At 50.2% G+C, this 22,190-nt stretch carries 18 protein-coding genes; 7 read left to right on the plus strand and 11 right to left on the minus strand.

Annotated features, from left to right (window positions below):
* Positions 1–64: 64 nt before the first annotated feature.
* A protein-coding gene (gene prfB, locus BUB59_RS01315; protein ID WP_143160165.1) for a peptide chain release factor 2 occupies positions 65–1,175 on the plus strand; the annotation gives its coding sequence in 2 pieces (ribosomal slippage) (positions 65–136 and positions 138–1,175; 1,110 coding nt in all).
* Between the two features lie 56 nt (positions 1,176–1,231).
* On the opposite strand, the gene BUB59_RS01320 is transcribed toward prfB, so the two are convergent.
* The 5 genes from BUB59_RS01320 to aqpZ form a co-directional block, all read right to left on the minus strand.
* Entirely contained in the window at positions 1,232–2,320 is a 1,089-nt protein-coding gene (locus BUB59_RS01320) for an acyltransferase (RefSeq protein ID WP_073224873.1), read from the minus strand.
* Between the two features lie 141 nt (positions 2,321–2,461).
* Positions 2,462–4,150 (minus strand): diphosphate--fructose-6-phosphate 1-phosphotransferase, encoded by a 1,689-nt coding sequence (locus tag BUB59_RS01325; RefSeq protein ID WP_073224875.1) that lies wholly within the window; start codon positions 4,148–4,150, stop codon positions 2,462–2,464.
* Between the two features lie 115 nt (positions 4,151–4,265).
* Positions 4,266–5,036 (minus strand): hypothetical protein, encoded by a 771-nt coding sequence (locus BUB59_RS01330; RefSeq protein ID WP_143160166.1) that lies wholly within the window; start codon positions 5,034–5,036, stop codon positions 4,266–4,268.
* A gap of 219 nt (positions 5,037–5,255) precedes the next feature.
* On the minus strand, positions 5,256–7,550 hold the full coding sequence (locus tag BUB59_RS01335) for a CotH kinase family protein (protein WP_234979890.1): 2,295 nt from the start codon (positions 7,548–7,550) through the stop codon (positions 5,256–5,258).
* A gap of 183 nt (positions 7,551–7,733) precedes the next feature.
* Positions 7,734–8,465 carry an aquaporin Z gene (gene aqpZ / locus BUB59_RS01340; protein ID WP_073224881.1) on the minus strand — a complete coding sequence of 244 codons (732 nt, stop codon included), beginning with the start codon at positions 8,463–8,465 and terminating at the stop codon, positions 7,734–7,736.
* Positions 8,466–8,670: 205 nt separating this feature from the next.
* On the opposite strand from aqpZ, the gene BUB59_RS01345 reads away from it, so the two are divergent.
* Positions 8,671–10,809: a polysaccharide biosynthesis tyrosine autokinase gene (locus tag BUB59_RS01345; protein WP_073224883.1), complete on the plus strand. Its 2,139-nt coding sequence runs from the start codon at positions 8,671–8,673 to the stop codon at positions 10,807–10,809.
* A gap of 21 nt (positions 10,810–10,830) precedes the next feature.
* On the opposite strand, the gene BUB59_RS01350 is transcribed toward BUB59_RS01345, so the two are convergent.
* From BUB59_RS01350 to BUB59_RS01365, 4 genes are all read right to left on the minus strand, one after another.
* Positions 10,831–11,343 carry a hypothetical protein gene (locus BUB59_RS01350; protein WP_143160167.1) on the minus strand — a complete coding sequence of 171 codons (513 nt, stop codon included), beginning with the start codon at positions 11,341–11,343 and terminating at the stop codon, positions 10,831–10,833.
* An 84-nt stretch (positions 11,344–11,427) separates the two neighbouring features.
* Complete coding sequence (locus BUB59_RS01355) at positions 11,428–12,027, minus strand: hypothetical protein (protein ID WP_143160168.1); 600 nt, start codon at positions 12,025–12,027, stop codon at positions 11,428–11,430.
* Between the two features lie 134 nt (positions 12,028–12,161).
* Positions 12,162–13,946 carry an aspartate--tRNA ligase gene (gene aspS / locus BUB59_RS01360; RefSeq protein ID WP_073224889.1) on the minus strand — a complete coding sequence of 595 codons (1,785 nt, stop codon included), beginning with the start codon at positions 13,944–13,946 and terminating at the stop codon, positions 12,162–12,164.
* Between the two features lie 259 nt (positions 13,947–14,205).
* A complete protein-coding gene (locus BUB59_RS01365; protein WP_073224891.1) occupies positions 14,206–16,770 on the minus strand; it encodes a U32 family peptidase in 2,565 nt (854 codons plus the stop codon).
* 43 nt (positions 16,771–16,813) lie between these two features.
* On the opposite strand from BUB59_RS01365, the gene BUB59_RS01370 reads away from it, so the two are divergent.
* The gene (locus BUB59_RS01370; protein WP_073224893.1) at positions 16,814–17,050 is read left to right on the plus strand and encodes a hypothetical protein; all 237 of its coding nucleotides are present in this window, start codon (positions 16,814–16,816) and stop codon (positions 17,048–17,050) included.
* Between the two features lie 358 nt (positions 17,051–17,408).
* Positions 17,409–18,083, plus strand: coding sequence for a hypothetical protein (locus BUB59_RS01375; protein ID WP_073224895.1), 675 nt, complete (start codon positions 17,409–17,411; stop codon positions 18,081–18,083).
* A 166-nt stretch (positions 18,084–18,249) separates the two neighbouring features.
* Here BUB59_RS01375 and rpiA read toward each other — a convergent pair whose 3' ends face one another.
* Together rpiA and BUB59_RS01385 are read right to left on the minus strand one after the other, a co-directional pair.
* Positions 18,250–18,939 (minus strand): ribose-5-phosphate isomerase RpiA, encoded by a 690-nt coding sequence (gene rpiA / locus BUB59_RS01380; RefSeq protein WP_234979891.1) that lies wholly within the window; start codon positions 18,937–18,939, stop codon positions 18,250–18,252.
* Positions 18,939–19,583: an FKBP-type peptidyl-prolyl cis-trans isomerase gene (locus tag BUB59_RS01385; protein ID WP_073224899.1), complete on the minus strand. Its 645-nt coding sequence runs from the start codon at positions 19,581–19,583 to the stop codon at positions 18,939–18,941. The genes rpiA and BUB59_RS01385 overlap by 1 nt, the downstream gene beginning before the upstream one ends.
* Before the next feature lie 90 nt (positions 19,584–19,673).
* Here BUB59_RS01385 and BUB59_RS01390 point away from each other — a divergent pair, with 90 nt between their 5' ends.
* The 3 genes from BUB59_RS01390 (at position 19,674) to BUB59_RS01400 (ending at position 22,168) form a co-directional block, all read left to right on the plus strand.
* Positions 19,674–20,402 carry a metallophosphoesterase family protein gene (locus BUB59_RS01390; protein WP_073224902.1) on the plus strand — a complete coding sequence of 243 codons (729 nt, stop codon included), beginning with the start codon at positions 19,674–19,676 and terminating at the stop codon, positions 20,400–20,402.
* Positions 20,403–20,520: 118 nt separating this feature from the next.
* On the plus strand, positions 20,521–20,982 hold the full coding sequence (locus BUB59_RS01395) for a 23S rRNA (pseudouridine(1915)-N(3))-methyltransferase RlmH (protein WP_073224904.1): 462 nt from the start codon (positions 20,521–20,523) through the stop codon (positions 20,980–20,982).
* A 76-nt stretch (positions 20,983–21,058) separates the two neighbouring features.
* Positions 21,059–22,168, plus strand: a complete 1,110-nt coding sequence (locus BUB59_RS01400) for a GGDEF domain-containing protein (protein WP_083540104.1) — start codon at positions 21,059–21,061, stop codon at positions 22,166–22,168.
* Positions 22,169–22,190 lie beyond the last annotated feature (22 nt).

Genomic DNA, 22,190 nt, shown 5'->3' on the forward strand with positions numbered 1-22,190 from the left:
CTTTTTTCTTTACTCGTCATCCTGAACGAAGTGAATGATCCAGGATTTAAAAACGGAGAATAGAATGGCATTTCAGACTACACATACCGGGTTGATCGACTTGCGTGCTCGCATCGATAAGCTCTGGGGGTATCTTTGACTTAGAGGCTAAGACCGAAGAACTCTATGTGTTGGAAAAGGATTCCAACGACCCCAACCTGTGGAACGACCAGGAAAAGGCTCAGTCCATGATGAAGAAGATCGGCAACTTGCGCGACCTTCTGAACAAGTGGAACGAAGTTTCTGCTGCTTGCAACGACCTGGCTGAACTTTACGAAATGAGCAAGGACGAAGAGTCCGAAGACTTGACCAAGTCCATTGAATCTGATATTGCCGACCTGAAGGCAAAGATCGAGGAAATGGAATTCAAGAAGATGCTCAACGGCCCTGATGACGCTTGCGCTTGCCTCTTGTCTATTCATCCGGGTGCAGGTGGTACGGAATCCCAGGACTGGGCTTTGATGCTGTTCCGCATGTACACTCACTTCTTTGAACGTGAAAAGATGGACTTCAAGGTGGTGGACTTCCAGGAAGCGGAAGATGCCGGCCTGAAGAGCGCTACTATTGAAGTGTCTTGCGAAAATGCCTACGGTCTGCTTCGTTCAGAGATTGGTGTACATCGTCTAGTGCGTATCAGCCCCTTTGACGCAAATGCCCGCCGTCATACAAGCTTTACCGCGGTTTATCTGTATCCTGAACACGAAGACATTGAGTTTGACTTGGATATGCAAGATGTCCGTGTGGATACTTACCGCAGTAGCGGCGCCGGTGGTCAGTACATCAACAAGACGGACTCCGCTGTTCGTATGACGCACTTGCCTACAGGTATTATGGCTAGCTGCCAGACGGAACGTTCTCAGATTCAGAACCGCGAAACCTGTTACAAGATGCTGAAGACTATGGTGGCTGAACATTACCGCCTGGAAGAAGAAGCCAAGCGTGACGCTCGTATGGCTGAAAAGAAGAAGGTGGAATGGGGTAGCCAGATCCGTAGCTATGTTCTGCAGCCTTACCAGATGGTGAAGGACCTGCGAACTGGTGTGGAAACCTCCGATACCGCCGGCGTGCTGGATGGCAAGATCAAGCCGTTCATTAACGCTTACTTGCTTAGCACCAGCGAACAGCAGCAGGGATAGAGACGCTCGGTGCATTTGTCATCCTGAGCGGAGTGCGTAGCACGAAGTCGAAGGATCTAAAGGAATTTCTTGATTCCTGGAATCTTGCGGAACAGGTGAACTGTACCCAGTGACAACCCGAAGAAAACTATGGCGGCGACTGGTGCAGTTACGATGGGGTGAGGTTCCAACAGCGTTAAATGAAGGCCGTAGAAAGCCTTGATAAACAGCGGGTGGACTAAGTATACCCCAAGCATGCAGGGGGCAAGGCTGCGAAGCCATGGAAGCTGGTTGGTGCTGCTGCCGAATTTCGCTCGCATGGCTGCAAATACGCCTGCTGCCATCAGGAAGGTGGTGGGTCTGAAGTTCCCGAAGAAGTATTCGTTAGGCGCATCGCGTAGTTCACTCATGTAGGTGGCGGCAACAAACGCGATAATCCATGAGGCGAGAGCAGCTCCGTACAGAAGCTTTCGGGCTTTGGCGCCAATCCCGAAATGGGAGAGGTAAAATCCCGTGAGATAGAAACCCGCAAAAGACGTAACTCCCTGGATGCCAATGTTCTTGTACATCGAGAAGTGGGCGAACTTTGCCAGCAGGTGATCTGCGGTGGGCAGGAACAGCCCGAAGGTGAAAAAGATGGCGATAACGTAAAGAACCATCTTGCGGGAGGCGTGTTCGGTAAAGACCCGAAGGGGCGGCGTCAGGAGGTATAGACCGGCGAGGGTATACAAGAACCAGAGATGTCCCGCAGGTTTAGTGAACAGCAGGAGGGGCGCTGATAAGACGTCTGCGATAATTCCCCCGATGTCTCCCGCAGCGAAACTGCCGTCTGCAATGTTATCTGAAATCTGACCTACAACGCCGTATACGATCACCCAGAACACCAGCGGGATCAAAGTGCGGGGGAGGTTATGTTTTAAAATTTTCTGAGGCGGGTGCGGGTACTTGGGGGAGAGCATGAACGCCCCACTGATCATGATGAACACGCCCACGCCAAAACGGGACATGCTGTTCAGAAAATTCAGGGCGGCGAAATCGCTGGAATCTACCGGCACTGTGTACCAGACGGAAGTGACCGTGTGCTGGAAAACCACGGTGAATGCGGCAATCACCCGAAGCAACTCGGCGTAAATTTCTCGCGACTGTTTGTTCCTAATTTCACCCATCGGGTGACAATTTAGAAATTCACATAAAAAAGAAAGGCTCCCTTGCGGGAACCTCTCTTTTAAGCTTACTTCTGGCACTGCTTCGCAGTGCCGTCCAATCGGCTCGGAAATGCGAGAGCAAGCTCTCGCGCTTCACTCGCCTTACTTGGACTTCTTAGCCTTGGGAGCAGCAACCTTGAGGGCGCCGCGTTCCAGCTTGATAGTGAAGTTGGTAACGTCGCAAACTTCGCTGGGACCCCAGTACTGGATCGGACCCGGATAGGTGTAGGATTCAGTCTTAGCCCATTCTTCGCGGTTAGCTGCGAAGTACTTGAACGGATTGCCGTTGAGTTCGACGAGAGCCTTCTGGATAACCGGCTTGTCTGCACCGTGACGACGTTCCATGTTCATCATCATAGTGATAGGAATGCCACCAGCGGTCCACTTTTCGATACCCTTGGTCAGGTCGCGAACAGAGCTCATGTAGCCGTTCATCTTGTTGAAAGCGAGAACGGAAGCGGTGTAGCCCAGGCTGTAGCAGTAGTCAGCGTCGAAGTTGGACGGAGCTGCGCAACGGCCTTCGTAACCGAAGAAGTGGTTGAGAGCAGAGAACTTGCCCTTGAAGTTCTTGCGGCTCTTGAGTTCGCTCTTCACCATGTCGATGATGAGCTTTTCGGTTTCGATCAGGGAAACCTGAACGTTACCATGAGAGTCGCGGTCCAGCATGAGCTGAGCCTGAACGAAGGAAGGCAGAGAAACGAGAACTTCTGCAGAAGCCTTGGAAACCCACTTGCAGAGCTTTTCAACCTTAGCAGCGGTGTCGAGACCTTCAACTTCCTTTTCGTGATGAGCGAGAGCTTCAGAGAGTTCGGAAATGAGAACGCCAACATCCGGGATGAATTCCAGGAGGCCTTCCGGAATGAGAGCGACACCGAAGTTCTTGCCGTCAGCAGCACGAGCAGCAACGATGTCTGCAACATACTTGATGACCTGCTTCAGCTTCATCTTCTTAGCCTTGACTTCTTCAGAGATCAAGCAGACGTTGGGATGAGTCTGGAGAGCTGCTTCGAGAGCGATGTGAGAAGCAGAACGACCCATGAGCTTGATGAAGTGCCAGTACTTCTGAGCGGAGTTAGCATCGCGCATGATGTTGCCGATGAGTTCAGAGTAGGTCTTCACAGCGGTGTCGAAACCGAAGGAGGTTTCGATGTATTCGTTCTTAAGGTCGCCGTCGATGGTCTTGGGGCAGCCGCAAACAACGCAGGAAGCGCCGTTAGCCTGGAAGTATTCACCGAGAACAGCTGCGTTGGTGTTGGAGTCGTCACCACCGATAATCACGATAGCGTCGAGCTTCTGAGCCTTGGCAACTGCCATGCACTTCTTGAACTGTTCTTCAGTTTCCAGCTTGGTACGGCCGGACTGGATGATGTCGAAACCACCAGTGTTGCGGTAGGAGTCCATGATCTTTTCGTTGATCACGATGAACTTGCCGTTTTCGAGGCCGGACGGGCCACCGAGGAAGCCCAGGAGCTTGGAAGACTTGTTGATGCTCTTGATACCGTCGAAGAGACCAGCAATAACGTTGTGGCCACCAGGTGCCTGACCGCCAGAAAGAACAACGCCAACATTGAGAGCCTTAGCTTCGCCAGCAGCCTTGCCAGCCTTCAGCTGAATGTAGGGAGCACCGTAGGTGTTGGGGAACAGAGCCTTGATCTTCTTCTGATCGCGGACAGATTCAGTTGCCTTACCCTTGTTGAGTGCGACATTGAGAGCGCCCTTACGGAGAGCGACGGGGAGTTTCGGCTGGTAGGCCTTGCGAGCCTTGCCGAGGACGGACAGATTGTCAGCCATTGTTTCTTCCTTTGGTTATAAGTCCACGAACGTGGACGGGTTAAAAAATCTACGGATGTAAATATAAAAAAATCCCCAACGGTATTGGGGATTAGGATCAAAAAACTCTGGATTGTTACCACCAGTCTTCTTCATCTTCGTTGGTATTGGCGCTGACCGTATCCTTTACGACTTTTTCCTGTACAGCGGCCATCTTCTTGCGACGTTTCTTCTGGGGCCTGACCTTGGTTACTTTTTGTTCCTTCATCTCGTTTAAATTCTGAACGAAAGAGTCGCTGTTGTCCTCTATAGCAACGGCTTGTATTTCGCTTTGTACTGCACCAAAAACAGGTTTGATTTTGGAGGAAACGGCGTGGACGCAAAAGAGGATGAGCAACGTGGCAGTGGTATAGAATACGATGCTGTGCCTATAGCGAATGACATCCTCCCTGCGGCTTTTCCTGGAGGTAAAGGTATTCATGAATTCATTTACCACATCCAGTAGCAAGCTCTTGTGTTTTGGATCGTATTCGCGAGCCCGCTTGTTCCATACGTAACTGTCCAGGAATAGGGACGACACCACCGCTATGGGGATAATCAAGGTCGCTTTGGAATAGTGGAAGAACATGGTACAGAATATCACGGCAATGGCGATTTTGACGCAATTCAAAAAGGCTACTGTATTACGGTAAAATCCGGATTCCCGCTGGGTGGTCCATTCTACCGTAGTGACTGTAATGGATATGAAACCAAGGATTGCGATGGTAAGTAACGTAAGGAGGTAAAGAACCTCCATATTGAAGCAGCTGGTGGTGTAAACATTGCACACCTCCTTGCTTTTCTGGAAGATGAAGAACCCCGAATCATCAACCGTGTGAACGAAAACGTATCCATATGTGATAAACACACTGAATAGTATTATAAACAACTTTAACAAAAGGGTGGACCCCTTTTCATCTTTATTGTTCATTCTTTGCACTCCTTTAAACAACCGGGTACAAAGGTAAATTTTTTGTTTTTAATTTGTATGTGTTACTCTCTTTTTATAAAAAAAGAAAGAAAAACGTAAACATACAAAAGACCCTCGACGTTTGCCGAGGGTCAAAAGTATTGCAGATGTATTACGTTACTTGAACTGAGCCGTGATGGTCATGCCTTCAGTGACGTTTACGAGGCGGGGATTTTCGGAGGAACCGTCGGACCAGCCGGTAAACATATAGCCTGCGCCCGGCACTGCGGTAAGTTCCATCTGAGTTCCGCTGAAGAACTTGCCCCTGTAATTATTGCTGGGCAGACTCATGCCGTCAACCTTTACGGAGCCGCTTCCGTTGGTAGAGATGGTCACGTTGGCTTCTCCAGAAAGGCCAAAGTAGGTGGCCACTTCCTGGCGGAACGTTTCTGTGCGGTTGCGTGCGAACTGCAGGAGCTGAGTGCCTTCGGGCTGCCAGGTGAACGCAGTCTGGTTGCGGGGCCAGCGCTGTTCATCGCGGGAGCGTTCGCTAGAGGGCATCGTAGCCAGCATGTTCTGTACGGCAGACTGTACCTTTTCATAAGTCAGGTAGTCATTCAGCAGGATTGCAGCCTGGTTAATGAACAAACGCTTAAAGTCGGGATTCTTGAGCAGGCTCTTGAGCATGTTTCCGATGGCGGAGTTGGAACCCATGCTCCAGCCGCCCATGCCACCGCCGAACATGCCGCCTGCGTTACCACCCTGGTTACCGCCATTGCCGTTGTCCATGGTGGTGCTTCCCAGCACCCAGCTGAACATGTTCTGGCTTTCGGTGTCAAAGCCGGTAATGCCCGGGCTGAATCCGTAACCGTGGTCCACGTCAAAGATCATTGCCTTGAAGGGCTGGCCTGCGCCACCCCAGAAACGTACGTTGTTACCCGGCCAGTCACCGTTGTGGATGTACATTTCTGCAATCATGTACTGGGCGAAGCTGCTCATGTTCAGCTTTTCCTTGGCCTGGGCGTAGCTCTGGTTGTTTTCACCATCGAAGTTGCCGTTGGCAATAGAAGTCTGCACCTGGGCAAATTCAGAGGCGGATGCTCCGTTAGTACCGCTGGGGCACCAGCCACTCTGATAGCCTGCGTCGCCATTGGAACAGTTTTTGACCACGTTGATGGACTTGGCGTCAATGCCGTAGTTGGTGGTTGCGAAGTTTCTGTTCAAGCGTTCGCGCATGTCGTGAATGCCAAAATATTCGCCGTTGTAGAACACCACCACCTGGCGGCTACGCTGGTAGTCTACTTCGGTGCCTTCCATAAGGCTAGTGAGCATGGCGTCGCCAAAGTAGTCTGTCCAGAATCGGTTACCATTGTTACGGAGGTTGAAACTCTTGAAACGTTTTGCCTCGGGACGGGTCTTGAACAGGCTGTACTTTAAGACCTTGTCGTTATAGAGGGAGTCGTCCATCTTGATGGCAACGCTCTTCTTGGGCTTGTAGCGGCTGTAGTTACCGATAATGGAAATACCTGCGTCGATTTCCCAGTTCTTTGTCTTGGTGGAGCTGCCGTTTTCGAAGAATTCCACATGGACGGGAAGTTCGTCGTCCTTCCAGAAATTTGCAGCCTTACAGGGTTCGGTACACTTGGCGTTGTTGTTGTCGGTTGCGTTTCCGCCGCCAAAATCTATGCCGCCCCACATACCGCCACCAGCGCTGTTGTTGGTCAGGTTGCCGGTTGCATAGAGGCCATCGGTGGAGTCAAACATGTCGTGATGGTTCACCGTAAGTGCAATCACCGGCATATTGACGGTTTCGTTAATGAAATAAGTCTGAGTGGTTGTGTCCGCAGGCTGTCCATTCACGAATTCGGAACAACGGATAACGGTGTTTTCTGTAATCTGCTTTGCAGCAGTCAAACTTTCGGAATTAGCGGTGGGGAAGGAACCGTCAAAAGTACACTTGACCTGGCCACCTTGTTTTGCTGCAGGCGGATTGATGGTCAAGTTAGAGTAGAAACCTGCGGGAGGCAGGACACTTTCCTTGGGGGCGTGGTTATCGTCGTAATCCTTGAGGCCGCTGGAGGAACTCTGGCCAGGTGCGGAGGCGCTGGAAGTTGCGCCCGGCTGGGGATTGTTGGGGTCCGTAACCACACCGGAACTTGTACCCGGCTGAGGATTGTTAGGATCCGTGACGACACCGGAGCTTGTGCCCGGCTGGGGATTGTTGGGATCCGTAACCACACCGGAACTTGTACCCGGTTGGGGATTGTTGGGATCAACTGCAGAAGCAGAACTGACGGGAACAAGTTGGCCAGTAGTGGGATCGGTTACATACTCCGTTGCGGAGGACAAAGCAGGATCTACGTACCCGCTAGAATAAATGGGATCCACATTGGGGGAGGAAGGATCATCTGAACAGGCGCTAAACATGACACCTGCAGCACACACCGACATAAGGACGATTTTCTTATTCACGAGAATACCTCTGAACTGAGTTAATCAATCCAAAAACCCATAACACACTTTACTGAGAGTGAAGATATATAATGTTTTACGTAATGGAACAAATATGTGGTTTTGTTTACATAAATAAAAAGGGCAATGTGACTATTGCCACATCGCCCATGAACACTTGGGGCTTTTATTCCCGATTTTCGACTACTTCTTGCAGTTCTTGCATTCGGCAAGGAACTTGTAGCCGAAGCCGCCGATGACGCCACCCAGGATGGGTGCCACCCAGAAGAGCCACAGCTGCTTAATAGCTGCACCGCCAACGAACACAGCCACTGCAGTGGAGCGAGCCGGGTTCACGGAAGTGTTGGTGACGGGAATGGAAATCAGGTGGATGAGGGTGAGGCACAGGCCGATAGCGATGGGAGCAAAGCCAGCGGGAGCGCGACCATCAGTTGCACCCATGATCACGAACAGGAAGATTGCGGTAAGCACCACTTCGATGAGGAAGGCGCTGCACATGCCGGAAGTTTTGCCGCCAAATGCGTTGAGACCGTTGGTGAGGCTATCGGACCAGCCGTTGGTGGCGAATGCGCCAATGCCAGCGTTGGTCAGGTCCGGCTGGGCAATTGCAAAAAGAACTGCAGCAGCGATAATGCCGCCAATCACCTGTGCGATGATGTAAGCCGGAGCTTCCTTGGCGGGGAAACGACCGCCAGCGACCTGGCCCAGAGTTACAGCCGGGTTCAGGTGGCAACCGGAAATGTGGCCCAGAGCGTATGCCATGGTCAAGACTGTCAGACCGAAAGCCAGGGAAACGCCAACGTAGCCAATGCCAGTGGTGGGAACGCCGCAAGCGAGTACAGCTGCGCCGCAGCCACCGAACACCAGCCAGAAAGTACCGATTGCTTCTGCAATTGCACGAGTAGAAAGTTTCATTTTTACATCTCCAAAAAATGCCTCAAAAACCTGAGGCGGTTAGGTTGCTCCAAAAATACATAATCTGGAAAGCCCAATGACACTAAAGCATAGTTTGTTAAAAATAAGTTTCATAAATTTAGAGGAAATGTGAACTATGTCACCCTTTTTTATCTAGTAAAATCTTACAAAAATGCTATCTTTGGGGCTCCTTTAGGAGTTCCTCATGGATATTAACGAAAAGAACGCCTCTGCTAATCAAACTGCTCTCCCGGCTCAAAAGGGTGATGATTCCATTGACCTGTTAGAGGTTCTTGGTATTTTATGGTCCAAAAAGTTTACCATTCTCAGCTTTTTGTTTATGGGCGGCGTGATTGGTTTTCTATTGATGAACTGGGTTCGTCCCGAGTATACCAGCGACGCCATGATCCAGGTGGATATTCGTGGTAACAAGGTCTCTAGGGCTATGGGCGAAATGGGTGCGCTGTTGGATATGGCTAGCCCCTCTGATGCGGAAATTGAACTGGTAAAGAGTCGCAGTGTGCTTGCTTACGTGGTGGAAGAAGAACACTTGCGTTTTAACGCAACTCCTATTGGAAAGATGGATCGCCTGCTGCATCGTGAAGGCCGTATGGATATCGATGAGCTGGATATTCCCCAGATTGCTCGCAAGGAACGCTGGATTGCCCAAATTACCGGCATTAACTCTTATGAGGTGATTACTCCCGAAGGTGCTGTGCTTGCAAAGGCTGAAATTGGCGAAACCATTCGAGCTCCTTATGCAGGTGATACGTTAGTCATGCGTGTTCGCCTGATGCGTGGTATCGAAGGCCAGCAGTTTATTTTACGTCAACTTACCCCGTTGTCTGCAATTAGAGGCCTTGCAAGTAAGCTTTCTGTTGCTGAAAAAGGTAAACAGACTGGTATCATTGCTGTTTCCCTGAAGCATCGCTATGCAGACCGTTCTGCCGCCATCTTGAACACTATTGCGGATACTTACGTGCGTCGCAATGTGGAAAAGCGTAGCGCCGAAGCTGAAAAGACACTGGAATTTTTGGAAAAGCAGCTGCCTGGCGTTAGGGCCAAACTGGATACGGCCGAAAGGATTCTGGCGGATTATCGCCATAAGATCGGATCTGTGGACATGACGGGTGAAACCCAGGTTCACCTGCAAAAGGAAGTGGACCTGCAGAAACAATTGCTCAGGCTGGAACAGGAACGTCAGGAAGCTACCCGACTGTTCAAGGAAGAGCATCCCTCTGTTCAAACCCTAACCAAGCAGCAGGACAAACTCCGTCGTGAATTGGCCAAGTTGAAATCCAGTGCTGAAAAAATGCCCCTGACTCAGCAGGAAGTCATGCGCTTGCAAGAAGATGTGCAGGTGAATAACGCCATCTATAACACAATGCTCAACAACATTGAGCAGCTTCGTGTGGTGCGTGCTGGTGAAGTGGGTAACGTCCGAGTGGTGGATTACGCCATGGTGGAAGACCGTCCCAGCAAGCCGAAGAAAATGCGTATTCTGCTGGGGGCTATTGCGGCATCTTTCGTGCTGGCCTCCCTCCTGATTTACCTGTTACGAATGCTCCATAATGGAGTTCGTAGCAGCAATGACGTAGAAAATACTACGGGCGTAAGTGTTTATGCCAAGATTCCTGAACATCACGGAAAGACTTCCAAAAGCAAGAAGCGTATTCCTGTTGTTATTTCGGAACCTGAAGATCGCGTGAGCGAATCCTTCCGAAGCTTGCTTACTTCTGTAGACTTTAGCATGACTTCTTTAAGTCATCCAGTATTGATGATTTCCGGCTTGATTCCTGGGGGGGGCAAGAGCTTTGTCTCTTTGAATTTGGCAGCCCTGTATGCTGAATCTGGCAAGCGTACCTTGCTTATTGACGCTGACATGCGCCGTGGCGTTCATCATAGTGGTTGCAAGATGGGTCTTGCTGAATTGCTGAGTGGAACTTGTGAACTAGGCGCTGTTGCTGTTCAGTCTAATGTGGAAAACATGTATGTGGTTTCTGCAGGTCATTCCAGACTTTCTCCCAGCGAATTATTGCGTGGTGAAAACTTCACGAAACTGATGGATGTGGCTCGAAAACAGTTCGATATCATCATCGTTGATACTCCTCCCATGAGCATGGTAACCGATGCTGAATTGATCTATCCTGTTGTCGATTTCAGTCTTTTTGTGCTCCATTACGGAAAGCACAATATGAACGAAATCAAGGAATCCGTGGCCAAAATGAACCGCTTTGGCGATAAGCCTAAGGCATTCGTGATGAACCATTGCGAACGTGAAGCAGGTCGCTATGGCTACGGTTACGGATATGGGTACTACGGCTATTATTCCAAGAACAAGTAATGTTTAATCATATGTCTTGCGCTAATTGCGCATGATGTATCGATCTGCAGGGAAAGTTTCTATTAATGCTTTACCTTGGTAAACGAGGTAGTATAGCTTTCCCTCATATGCATTGTAGTATTCGCTTTGGCTTACTTGGTTGTCGCTCCCGCTAGTGAAGCGGATGAAATAATGGGTGCCAGATTTTGAGTGTGTGGTGTACGTCGAGGTCACCTGTTCTATTTGGACATTTGCGGGATGATTGAGTCTGTCGGGTATGGTTATGGCTTCCGGCAGGCAAAAGGCGGCCGTGCCCGCAAGAGGCAGGAAAATAACGCCGATTAACAAACCTCGATCTATCTTCTTGACAAAGGTGTTGCGTTTTACTTTGCGGACTCCGATGCCGTAGAATGCGAGTCCTGCCCCAAAGAACAAGAGAAATGCAAATGAAATTTTTTGAAGGGTTAGGTAAAAATCGTACTGTACAAGGGTGTCGAGAAATGCTTTGTTAATGAGAAATCCGTGAGGGGTATAGGCTCCCTTCTTAATCGTCATTACCACATTCACAATGGCGAAAATAACTTCCAGGATTACCCAAAGAATAAAGATTGATTTTCTGTAGATATACTTGTGCATGGCTTAGGGTTTTAATACTAGCTGATACTTATCGGCGGGGTAGAATCCAATGGGTGTATTACCTAAATAGGCGATGTAGAAGATCCGATTCACTGGCGTTTCTAAAAATTCTTTTTTGGGGACCTCCTTGGTGACGCCATTGCTAAACGTGAAAACGAAACTCTTGCTTTTTTTGTTTTGATGTTCAGTTTTCGCTACCAGAATTTCGGTTTTAGCGTAAGTGGGCAGGTCGAAATCAGTAGATAGGCCTTCTTTTATTTGAAATCCGCAAAGGAGAAGGCCCGCTAGTAGGAAACAGGGAAATATTTTGAGAATTGCAGATTCAAGTGTTGAACTAAGGGTTTTCCGTTTTGCTTTTACATAGCCAACGACGTAGAATATGTATGCAGCACTTGCGAATAGGAAAAGGATTCCAAATGCATTCTGGAAGTCGTTGTAATAATTATATCGAACCAGATTTCTTAGGAATTCATTGTCGATGAGATATCCCTGGGGCTTATAGGGCATCTTCAGTAATTTAATCACTATGGAGACAAGGAACAGGATAATCTCCAGAATTCCAAAACCCTTCAGTATATCCTTATTCAAAAATATTTTGTTCACAACAGCAAAAATAAAAAAAGCCGCGGGGCATAAACCTCGCGACTTTTTAGATAGAGCTTGATTAGCCTTTGTGTCTGGATTCTTCGACTACGTCGCTTCGCGACTTCGCTCAGAATGACACACGGGAGGAGCTCTTAATCCTTTTTGGGCATCTGCACAGCGATGTGGATGTCCTGCAGCTGCTGCAGGTCAACGTCGCTGGGGCACTGGTCCATGGGGCTAGAAGCGCTGGTGTTCTTCGGGAATGCGATGAAGTCACGGATGGATTCTTCACCTTCCATAGTTGCAACAACGCGGTCCAGACCGAAGGCCAAACCACCGTGGGGAGGAGCGCCGAACTTGAATGCGTCAACGAAGAAGCCGAACTTTTCCTTAACCTGTTCTTCGGTAAGACCGAGGAGGCGGAAAACCTTTTCCTGGACTTCGGGGTTATGGATACGCACGGAACCGCCACCGATTTCGACACCGTTGAGAACAAGGTCATAAGCTTCGGCGTTGCAATCCTTCAGGTTGCCGGAGAGCATCATGTCCAGATGTTCGGGCAGCGGGTTGGTGAACGGATGGTGCATAGCCATGTAGCGGCCTTCGGTGTCGCTGTATTCGAACATGGGGAATTCAGTGATCCATACAAATTCACGCTTCTTCGGATCGCGGAGACCCTTGATGCGAGCAACTTCGAGACGGAGCTGACCCATAGCGGTAGCAGCAATCTTTTCGGGACCTGCGATGAAGAACATCATGTCGCCGCACTTAGCGCCCACAGCGTCGCGGAGTTCGTTGAGCTGGTCGACGGTAAAGAACTTGCCAACCTGGGTTTCCACTTCGTCGTTTTCCTTGACGCGCATCCATACGAGGCCCTTGGAACCGTACTTAGCAACGTAAGCGGTGAGTTCGTCGATCTGCTTACGGGTAAAGTCAACGCAACCCTTGGCAGCGATACCGCGGATCTTGCCGCCAGCGGCAACGCAGTTCTTGAACACGCCGAATTCGCTCTTGGCACCGATTTCGGAAACGTCATGGATTTCGAGATCGAAGCGGAGGTCCGGCTTATCGGAACCGTACTTGAGCATAGCTTCTGCCCACTTCATGCGGCGGATCTTCTTGGGAGGTTCGAAGTTCCAAACCTTACCGAGAACTTCGGTAACGAACTTGTCGAACATGCCCATCACGTCGTCCTGGTCCACGAAGGACATTTCAACGTCGATCTGGGTGAATTCCGGCTGACGGTCGGCGCGGAGGTCTTCGTCACGGAAGCACTTGGCGATCTGGAAGTAGCGGTCCATGCCAGCGATCATGAGGAGCTGCTTGTACTGCTGCGGAGACTGGGGGAGAGCGTAGAACTTACCAGCGTTCACACGAGAGGGAACCAGGTAGTCGCGTGCGCCTTCCGGAGTGGACTTGCAGAGCACGGGAGTTTCAATGTTTTCGAAACCGTTTTCATAGAAGAAGTCGTAAACGGCGCGGAGGAAGCGGCTCTTGAGCATGAGCTTCTTCTGGATCCAGGGACGGCGCAGGTCCAGGTAACGGTACTGGAGGCGGAGGTCGTCGTTTTCCTTACATTCTTCGTTGGGGTCGTTAATGGCCAGGGGAGAGGTCTGAGCAGCGTTCAGGATAGTGAGTTCGCTGATCTTCACTTCGATGTCGCCGGTAGCCAGCTTTTCGTTGGCGTTGCCTTCTTCACGGGCATAGACCTTACCGGTAACGCAAATCACGTATTCGTTACGGAGGGTTTCGGCATTCTTAATCACGTCGGCATTGTAGTCCGGATTGAACACAATCTGGGTCTTGCCATACTTGTCGCGGAGGTCCACAAAAATCACACCACCGTGGTCACGGCGACGGTCCACCCAACCACAGAGAGTTACGGTCTGGCCAACATCTTCCTTACGGAGCTGGCCACAGTTATGAGTACGTTTCATTGTATTACCCTTTAAGTAAAAATTTTACGGGGGGAAAGATAGTAAAATAATAGGGGCTAGGGGTTAGGATCTAGGGGTTAGGGCTGTAGGATGCAATTATTTTTAGAGACTGGAGGTTTGGTTCTAGGGGCTAGGGCCGCGAGATGCAAGCGTCGGTTATTTTTGGACCGTTTCATCTTGACATCTGTACCCTATACCCTACACCCTATACCCTATACCCTAATCTCTAATCTCTAATCTCTAGTTTCTATTCTCTAGGTTATTTCTTGCGGTCTTGCCAGGTGTTTTCATTGAAAAGCTGGCCTTCGCTGAGGCCATACTTCTCCTGGATGCCGGCCTGACGGATGGCGTCGTCGATGGAAATCTTCCCGCGGATAGCCTGAGTATAGATTAGCACCTTCTGTCGGACGGTTTCTGGGTCTTCCTGCAGCATTTCCAGACGGAAGCTGTTCACGCCTGCTGCTCTTAGCTGGGGGAGGAGCTTGAGGGCGGACTGAGGGCGGCCTACGAACAACGTATTGCGGCATTCGGCGTCGGACTGCAGGAAATGTTTTTCTCCCTTGTGGTCCAGAATTTCCACCTTGTGCTGGGTACAGATCTTGCCGCATTCTGGGAAGCGGCGTCCTGTGGTAAGCCCGCGGGCAAAGGCGCAGTATTCGGAATGGAAAGCGGGCATATACTGGTGGAGGGTCAGCTCCAGACGGCTGCCGTCAATGCTATCCAGCAAGTCGAAAAGCTGCACGCTGTTCAAGTCCCAAGAAGGATGGAGCGTCTGGAGGCCTTGTGCCAAAAGCCAGTCGTAGCTTGCACTGTTGGCTGCGTTCAGGCTGTAATCGCCGTGGAGCGGGATTCCGCTGTCCTTCAGAATGGAAAGCGCGCCTAGATTGCGAACAAGTGCGAAGTCGGGACACAGTTCCAGAATCTTCTTGAGGTAATGGTTTTCGCCGGGCTTGTGAATGCGGAGGGTTGCCATACCCGCCTTGAATCCAAGGTCACGAATCTGCTGGAGCGGTTCGTCGTATTTGACGCCCCAGTCGAAGTCCATGATGATGTTGTCGATGTCCAGACCGCGAAGGGCTGCGATTTGCTGCGGGTTACGAACCAGAACGGAGATGTTAAGCCCCTCGGCAGGCTCGGGGACCTTGTTAAGGTTGCCGAGCTCAGCCGAGGCACCTTTGCGGATATCCTGCAGGAACTTTTTCCCGCGGGATGCGCTAATCTTAAGGTCATGCCATGCGAGGCGTGCTTCGTCCAGCTTTTGCACTGCTTGCTGGCGCAGGGTTCTCAGGACTTTTCCCGGAATAAAAGGCGTTCCCTGGATGGAAATTTCCAGATGTCCCAATTCGTAGGCGGTGGCGGAAAGTCCACCTAGTTCCTTGCGGGCCAATCCCTCGATGTCTCCGGCGTTCTTGGCCTGCTCCAAAGCGGTTTCACTCTGGACTTCCGCGACGCACTTACCCGAGCCAGATGGAATCCGAATCTTGAGTTTTAATAAATCACCGACGGAACCTTCCAGCAGCATATTCACAGGAGTTTTTACTTCCTGAGATCGGTCCGTGAAGGTCTTGCGCAATTCCTTTTCCAAGGCGGGGGAGTCATTGCGGAAAACGTCCATGCCCTTGGCAATCTTTCGGGTGTCGAAGTCTCGACCAAAGTCCAGACGCAGCAGGGGGCCAAGGCCGCGCATGCCGTCACCCCGCTTGTTGTGGGCGTTCTTCACGATTTCGGCACTGTAGAGGCGGCTGCCCAGGCTTACACCAAAGCGGTTGTCTTCGATGAGGATGCCATCGCCAGGATAGGGGAGGCCGTCATCCAAAAATTGGGAAATGAATTTGTCGCTCAGTTCAACGAAGACGGAACTGCGTTCCACCTTGGCCACGCGGCCCAGGTAAAGTCCGTGATGGTTGCTAAAGGTGCCGTCCACCAATTCCTGGTGGTTGTCCCCGTCCAGCCAGCCCGTGGTTAAACCGCGGGAGAACAACACTTCCAGCGGTTCCAAATCTTTTGCGTTCAGGTCGGCGACTGAATTGTCCAATGCCTTGCGGTAGGCGCGAGTGACTGCGGCTACGTATTCGGGGCTTTTGAGGCGGCCTTCCACCTTCAGGGATTCTACGCCCATGTTGGCTAACTCTTCCAGCTTGGGGAGAGCGCAAAGGTCGTGAGTGCTGAACAGGTACATGGCGTTGGTGTCACGATATTCCTTGCCGTCTACGTAAATGCTGTAGGGGAGGCGACAACTCTGGGCGCACTGGCCGCGGTTTGCGGAACGTCCGCCGAAGTTTTCGCTGGTAAGGCACTGTCCGGAATAGGACACGCAGAGGGCTCCGTGAACGAACACTTCAATTTCAAGATCGGTGCCTTTCTTGACTTCCGCAATCTGCTTGGCGGAAAGTTCGCGAGAGAGCACGGCGCGGTTAAATCCGATGGACTTTACCAGATTTACGCCTTCTGCACTAGCCAAGGTCATCTGGGTGCTGGCGTGAATTTCCTGTGTGGGGCTGATGGCGCGGATCAGGCGTGCAAGGCCAATATCCTGGATGATAAAACCGTCGGGCTCAAATGAGATGATCTTCTCCAGATATTCCGGAAGATTCTGCAGTTCTCGCTCGAAGACCAACACGTTCATGGCCAGGTATGTGCGTACTCCGTGAATACGTGCGTACTTGATCATGTCGCGTACATCGTCCATGGAAAAATCTTCGGTACGGCCACGAGCGTTCCAATAAGGAACTCCAAAATAAACTGCATTGGCTCCGTTTTTCACGGCGGCTTCCAGCATTTCGCGGGTGCCCACCGGGAGGAGTAATTCTGGGGATTTATTCATATTCCTAAAGATAGAAAAGCCTGTATTTATTTAAATTTGCGACATGACCTTTAGAGAAACAAATCATTTCAGTAAGATTCTGCTGGCTTTTGCACTTCTTTCCCTCTTCGCCTTTTGTTCCTGCTCGGACGAGCAGGCCCAGATGGAGATATCAAGGCTACAAGCGGAAAACGAAGGTCTTCGCGCCCAGATAGATTCCCTGGAATCGGTCCTTACCACCAAGCAGGCTCAGGGGGATTCCGTGAAAAAGTCCCTGCAGAGTCTGGATATGGGCATTTAACTGCTCAATTAACTGCACTAAATGGCAGTTTCTTGAATCGTTTTCAAATTCTTTTTTATATATTTGCGCCCGTGGCTGATAGGTACGTCGCCAAGGCGACTACCAAACTCTCAAAGCTTCGCAGGCCCAATTTGCCCGAAGCCTTATCGCCGTCAAGCCTCTATGGAGGCGCTAGTAAGATGGCTTTAAGCTAGATCGGAGACTCACCGAGCCCCAAGGTCCGAGTATCTGCAGATACCCCGACCGCCATGCGCCGTTGACTCTAAGACCGATCCCCTAAACACACTACAGCCACCCCGCTTGCAGGTCTTTTTCCAGCCTGCCTGTGTGGTCAACCCTTACTTATGAGGTGCCCCGAATGGAACAACACATCGCTCTCGCACTGGCCATCGTTGCCGTAGTGCTCAGCATCGTTATCCTGTCTAAGGTTAACAAACTCCTTACTATGCTTCGTACCCCGATTTTCAAGAAGCTCACACCGGACATGAACTTGAAGCCCAATTCCCGTCGCCCGATCAGCGCACAGGAAATGACTCAGCGCGGTGAACGCAACAACAAGGAAAATCAGAAGAAGGAAAATAAGGAACGTCCTGCAAAGGAAAATCGCGAAAATAAGGCCGCAGCTCCTGCACAGCAGCCTGCCGCTAACCGCGATCGCAATGAACAGCGTAACGACCGTGGCAACCGCCGTGACCGCCGTGAAGGCCGTCCGGAACGTCCCCGTCGCGAATTCAACGCTAACGCTGCCGCCGCAGCACCTGCAGAAGCAGCCGCTCCCGTAGCAGCTGAAGCTCCGGTCGCCGCCGCAGCTCCTGCCGAAGCTCCTGCAGCTGAAGCACGCCGTCCCCTCGCTCCGCGCATTCCGGTTGAAACCCCGGCCGCTCCTGTAGCTCCGGTTGCTGCTCCTGCTGCACCCGCTGTTGCTGATGACGATATCGCTCCGGTTGAAACCACTTTTGATCCGTCCAAGGTTCGTTATGGCCGTCGCAACGTGATCAAGAAGGCTCCGGAACTCTCCGACGACGAAGCATAATTAGCTAGTCTAATTGGCACGCGCCTAAGCTTATAGCTTAAAAAGAACCCCGATCCGAAAGGACCGGGGTTTCTTTTTATTAATGTCATGCTGACGATGGTCAGTGTCCGCTTTTGGCTATCAGCTTACGAGTCTCAGCTAGTAACTCATAACTCGTAACTCATAACTAAAATTCGATCAGTCCCTTGTCGGCGTCTGCGAGAATGACCTTGGTTGCCATATTGATGAACAGGCCGTGGCCTACGATACCTACGATGTGTTCCAGGTCGCGAGCCAGCTTGTCGGCGTCGGCGATGGGAGCGAACTTTGCATCTGCAATGAGGTTGCCGGAGTCAGAAATCACCGGACCATCCTTACCGGGAGCGCCCATACGAACCTTCAGGTCGCCACCCAGCTGCTTTACCTTTTCGGTAACGACTGCGATTGCACCCGGGATGATTTCCAGAGGAACGGCGAACTTAGTACCGAGAACATCAACCTTCTTGCCGGAGTCAGCGATAATCACGTAGTTATCGGTCATGGATGCAACGATCTTTTCCAGCAGGTGAGCTGCACCGCGGCCCTTGATGAGGTTGCGGTTGTCGTCAATTTCATCGGCGCCGTCGATGACCATATCCAGATGAGAAACTTCGCCCATTTCCTTCAGGGGGATGCCCAGTGCGCGGCACTGCAGGGTGGTGCTCCAGCTGGTAGAAACGCCAGTGACCTTAATGCCTTCAGTCTTGATACGTTCTGCAAGACGGTTCACCATGTGGGCTGCAGTACTGCCTGTACCGAGACCGACGGTCATGCCGTCCTTGATCATGTCTGCTGCCTTAACGCCAGCTGCCTTCTTCAGTTCGTCCATGGATGCCATTAGCGCCATCTCCTGTAGTTTTCGGGGTTGTGTCCGAAGTCGTTGCCAAAATCCTGGTCGTCTTCGCCTTCAAATTCATCAAAACCGTCTTCGTTCTTGTCCGGAAAGCCGGTTTCCAGTTCCGTAAAGCTGGGGGAGTCGATTGCCACCACCAGAACGTCAAAAATCAGGTCCTTGCCTGCAAATGGATGGTTTCCATCTACGATGACCGTGTCCTTCCTGATTTCCTTGATGGTGTAGATCCCATCCGCTTCGTCTTCTTCGCTGTCATTGTCTAGATTCAGACCGTCAATGAATTCATCGGCGGTTTCCGGAAGCTGAAATTCGCGGATATCATCGTCCTGGCACATTTCCAGTTCCATGCCAAGCCAGATTTCTCCGATATCCTTCAGTTCTTCCTTGGGAACTTCCATGACAAGATCTTCACGGAACGGACCGTAACCTTTAGCGGTAGGGATTTCCACAGAAAAGGAATCGTTGACTTTCTTACCGGTCAATGCTTCTTCCAGACCGGGAATAATATTGTTATATCCGTGGATGTAGACAAAAGGATGAGTTGCAGGAACTTCCTCAAGGATTTTACCATCAAGTTCCTTCAATGTGTAGGCAATACTGACTTTCAGCTTGTCTTGAATAATTTCCATACGGGGTCAAAGATAGAATTTTAACCCGCTTTTTCAAACTTTATTTCATATTTCATAACGCATAATTCATAATTAAATTAAATTACGCCTATGCTTTACGGAATTTGCTCTGATATCCATTCCAATGCCGTTGCTTTCCAGGCTGTCCTGGAATCCATGAAGGAAAATGGGGTGGAACGTCGTATTTGTCTTGGTGATTTGGTTGGTTATGGTGTGGATGCGGACGAATGTGTTCGTCTTGCCCGCGAAAATATGGATGTCTGTCTTATTGGTAACCACGATAGTGTGGCCATTAAATACGAATCCAGTACCGGTTTTAACCCCTATGCCAAGCAGGCGATTGAATGGACCCAGAGCCATTTGTCCAAGGAATCCATCGATTACATGCGTACATTGCCCTATATCTATGAGGACAATGATATTTGCTATGTGCATGCTTCTCCTCTGAGCCCCGCAGACTGGGTGTACGTTACGGAATTGGAAGACGCCCTGGATGCCTTCGACCACTTTAGCGGTCGATACTGCTTTGTGGGCCATACCCATAGTCCAGTAATTGTGGCAAGCCGTCCTATGGCCATTCCCAAGATTTTAGACGAGTATGAATACACTATCGAGGATACGGAACGCCTTCTGGTGAACGTAGGTAGTGTAGGCCAGCCTCGAGACCGCGATCCTCGTTCCTGCTGGTGCTTGCTGGATTCCGAGACCAAGTGCGTCCGTCTGATTCGCGTGGATTACGACATCGCCCAGACGCAGGAAAGAATGCGCAACGCCGGCATGCCCAGCTTCTTAATAGAAAGATTGGCTGTCGGAAGGTAATTACTAGTTACGAGATATGAGTTATGAGATATGAGTTACGAAACTCAAAATTTATAACTCATAATTCAAAATTCCTCTCATCCCTCATAATTCATAAATCATAATTCATAACTAAATCATGCGCTGGGTTTTAGCAGTATTTGGTAAGGCTGGTTCGGCTTATGTGGCTGACGAGGTGGATAAGTACGTGAAGCGTCTTCGTGGGGGAGCCATCCCTCTGGAAGTGGTGGAACTGAAGGAATCCAAGCTGGACGACCGCGTGCAGTCTCTGGCGCAGGAAGCCGCTCTCTTTGAGAAGAAATTCCCCAAGGGCGAATTTAAGCGAGTAATTTTGTCTGAGGAAGGCAAACTGATGGATACGGTCAAGCTGTCCGACACCCTGCGGGACCGCTTCCCCGGGAACGTGGTTTTCCTAATTGGTTCTGCTTATGGTATCGATGAAAACCTCAAGAAATCTGCGGATATGCTCCTGTCCCTGTCTCCCTTGACGTTTACTCACGACCACGCCCGTATTATAACTGCAGAACAGCTCTATCGCGTGCAGATGGTGATGCAGAACCACCCGTATCACCACCGCTAAAGTTTTTCCCTAAAAAAACATTGTTTTTTGTAAAGTCTGGCTTACATAGCCGGATTTTTCATTTATATTAAGTGCCATGGAAAAAGATGTTATAGAAAATCACTTTGGATATTTTCTTGCTCAAAACGAAAAGCGAATGAACAATTTCTTTCGCCGCATTCTGTGGTACAGCTGCTTTGTCGGTCCTGCCATTGCGGTTGGAGTTCTTTGCGATGCTTTCCCCGGTGTGAGTTATGGTGCTTGTTTAAGAACTTTACTTGTCTGTCTTGCGTTTGCCGCGGGCCATTCCCTTCTCTTTAAGTACAAGCCCGAAAGCCCTCTGATCAAGTATCTTGGTCTTGTGGGAGCCTTGATTGTCATCTTCATCATGTGCATCAATCATATTGATGTTTACTTGTGTTACTTCTTTGTCCCCATGACAAGTTTGCTGTATTGCAACCGTAAGACGTTCCTAATTACGAGTGGCCTGAGCCTTCTGGTTCTGTTGCTTGGAAACTGGACTCTTGCTGGTAATATATCTGGAATGTACGAGGATATTGACTCTGTCGACTTGTTCCAGAATATTGCCGGTGGACAGATCATTGAATTCTCGCTCATGTTCCTCAGCGGATTCTTCATCAACAAGGTAATGACCGAAAATCTCCATACCATGTACCTGAATGAAGTCTCCTTGAATCGTACGGAGAGGGAAGCTTTTTGTGACCAGCTAACGGGCCTTTGGAATCGCCGTTATATCGATCGAGCATTCGACAAGTATGTTGTGGTGCAACATAATGTGGCCGCCATGCTGGTGATCGATATGGACCACATGAAATTTGTGAACGATTCCTACGGACATCTGGAAGGGGACCGTGCCCTTAGGATTCTTGCACGGATCCTCCATGACGTGTTTGACAAGTACGAAAATGCAACTCTGTGTCGTTTTGGCGGTGATGAATTTGCGGTTCTCCTTCCTGGCGTACAGACTGTTTCTGAATTGACCCTCTGCATTAGCAGTCTCATTTCCAAGATTGATGAAACCTACGGAAACGACGAAAAGTTGAATTCAATCTATGCTTCCATTGGTGCTGCCTTTACCGATGATCTGGATATGAGTTATCAGGGCGCATTTGACCGTGCGGATCAGGCTCTATACGAAGTGAAGAATTCCGGTAGAAACAGCTACCATATCTACACTGAGATGTAGCAGAAAATTCTAAATTTGGCGG

Origin of the sequence: Fibrobacter sp. UWEL, from assembly GCF_900142535.1 — a bacterium.
GTDB lineage: Bacteria > Fibrobacterota > Fibrobacteria > Fibrobacterales > Fibrobacteraceae > Fibrobacter.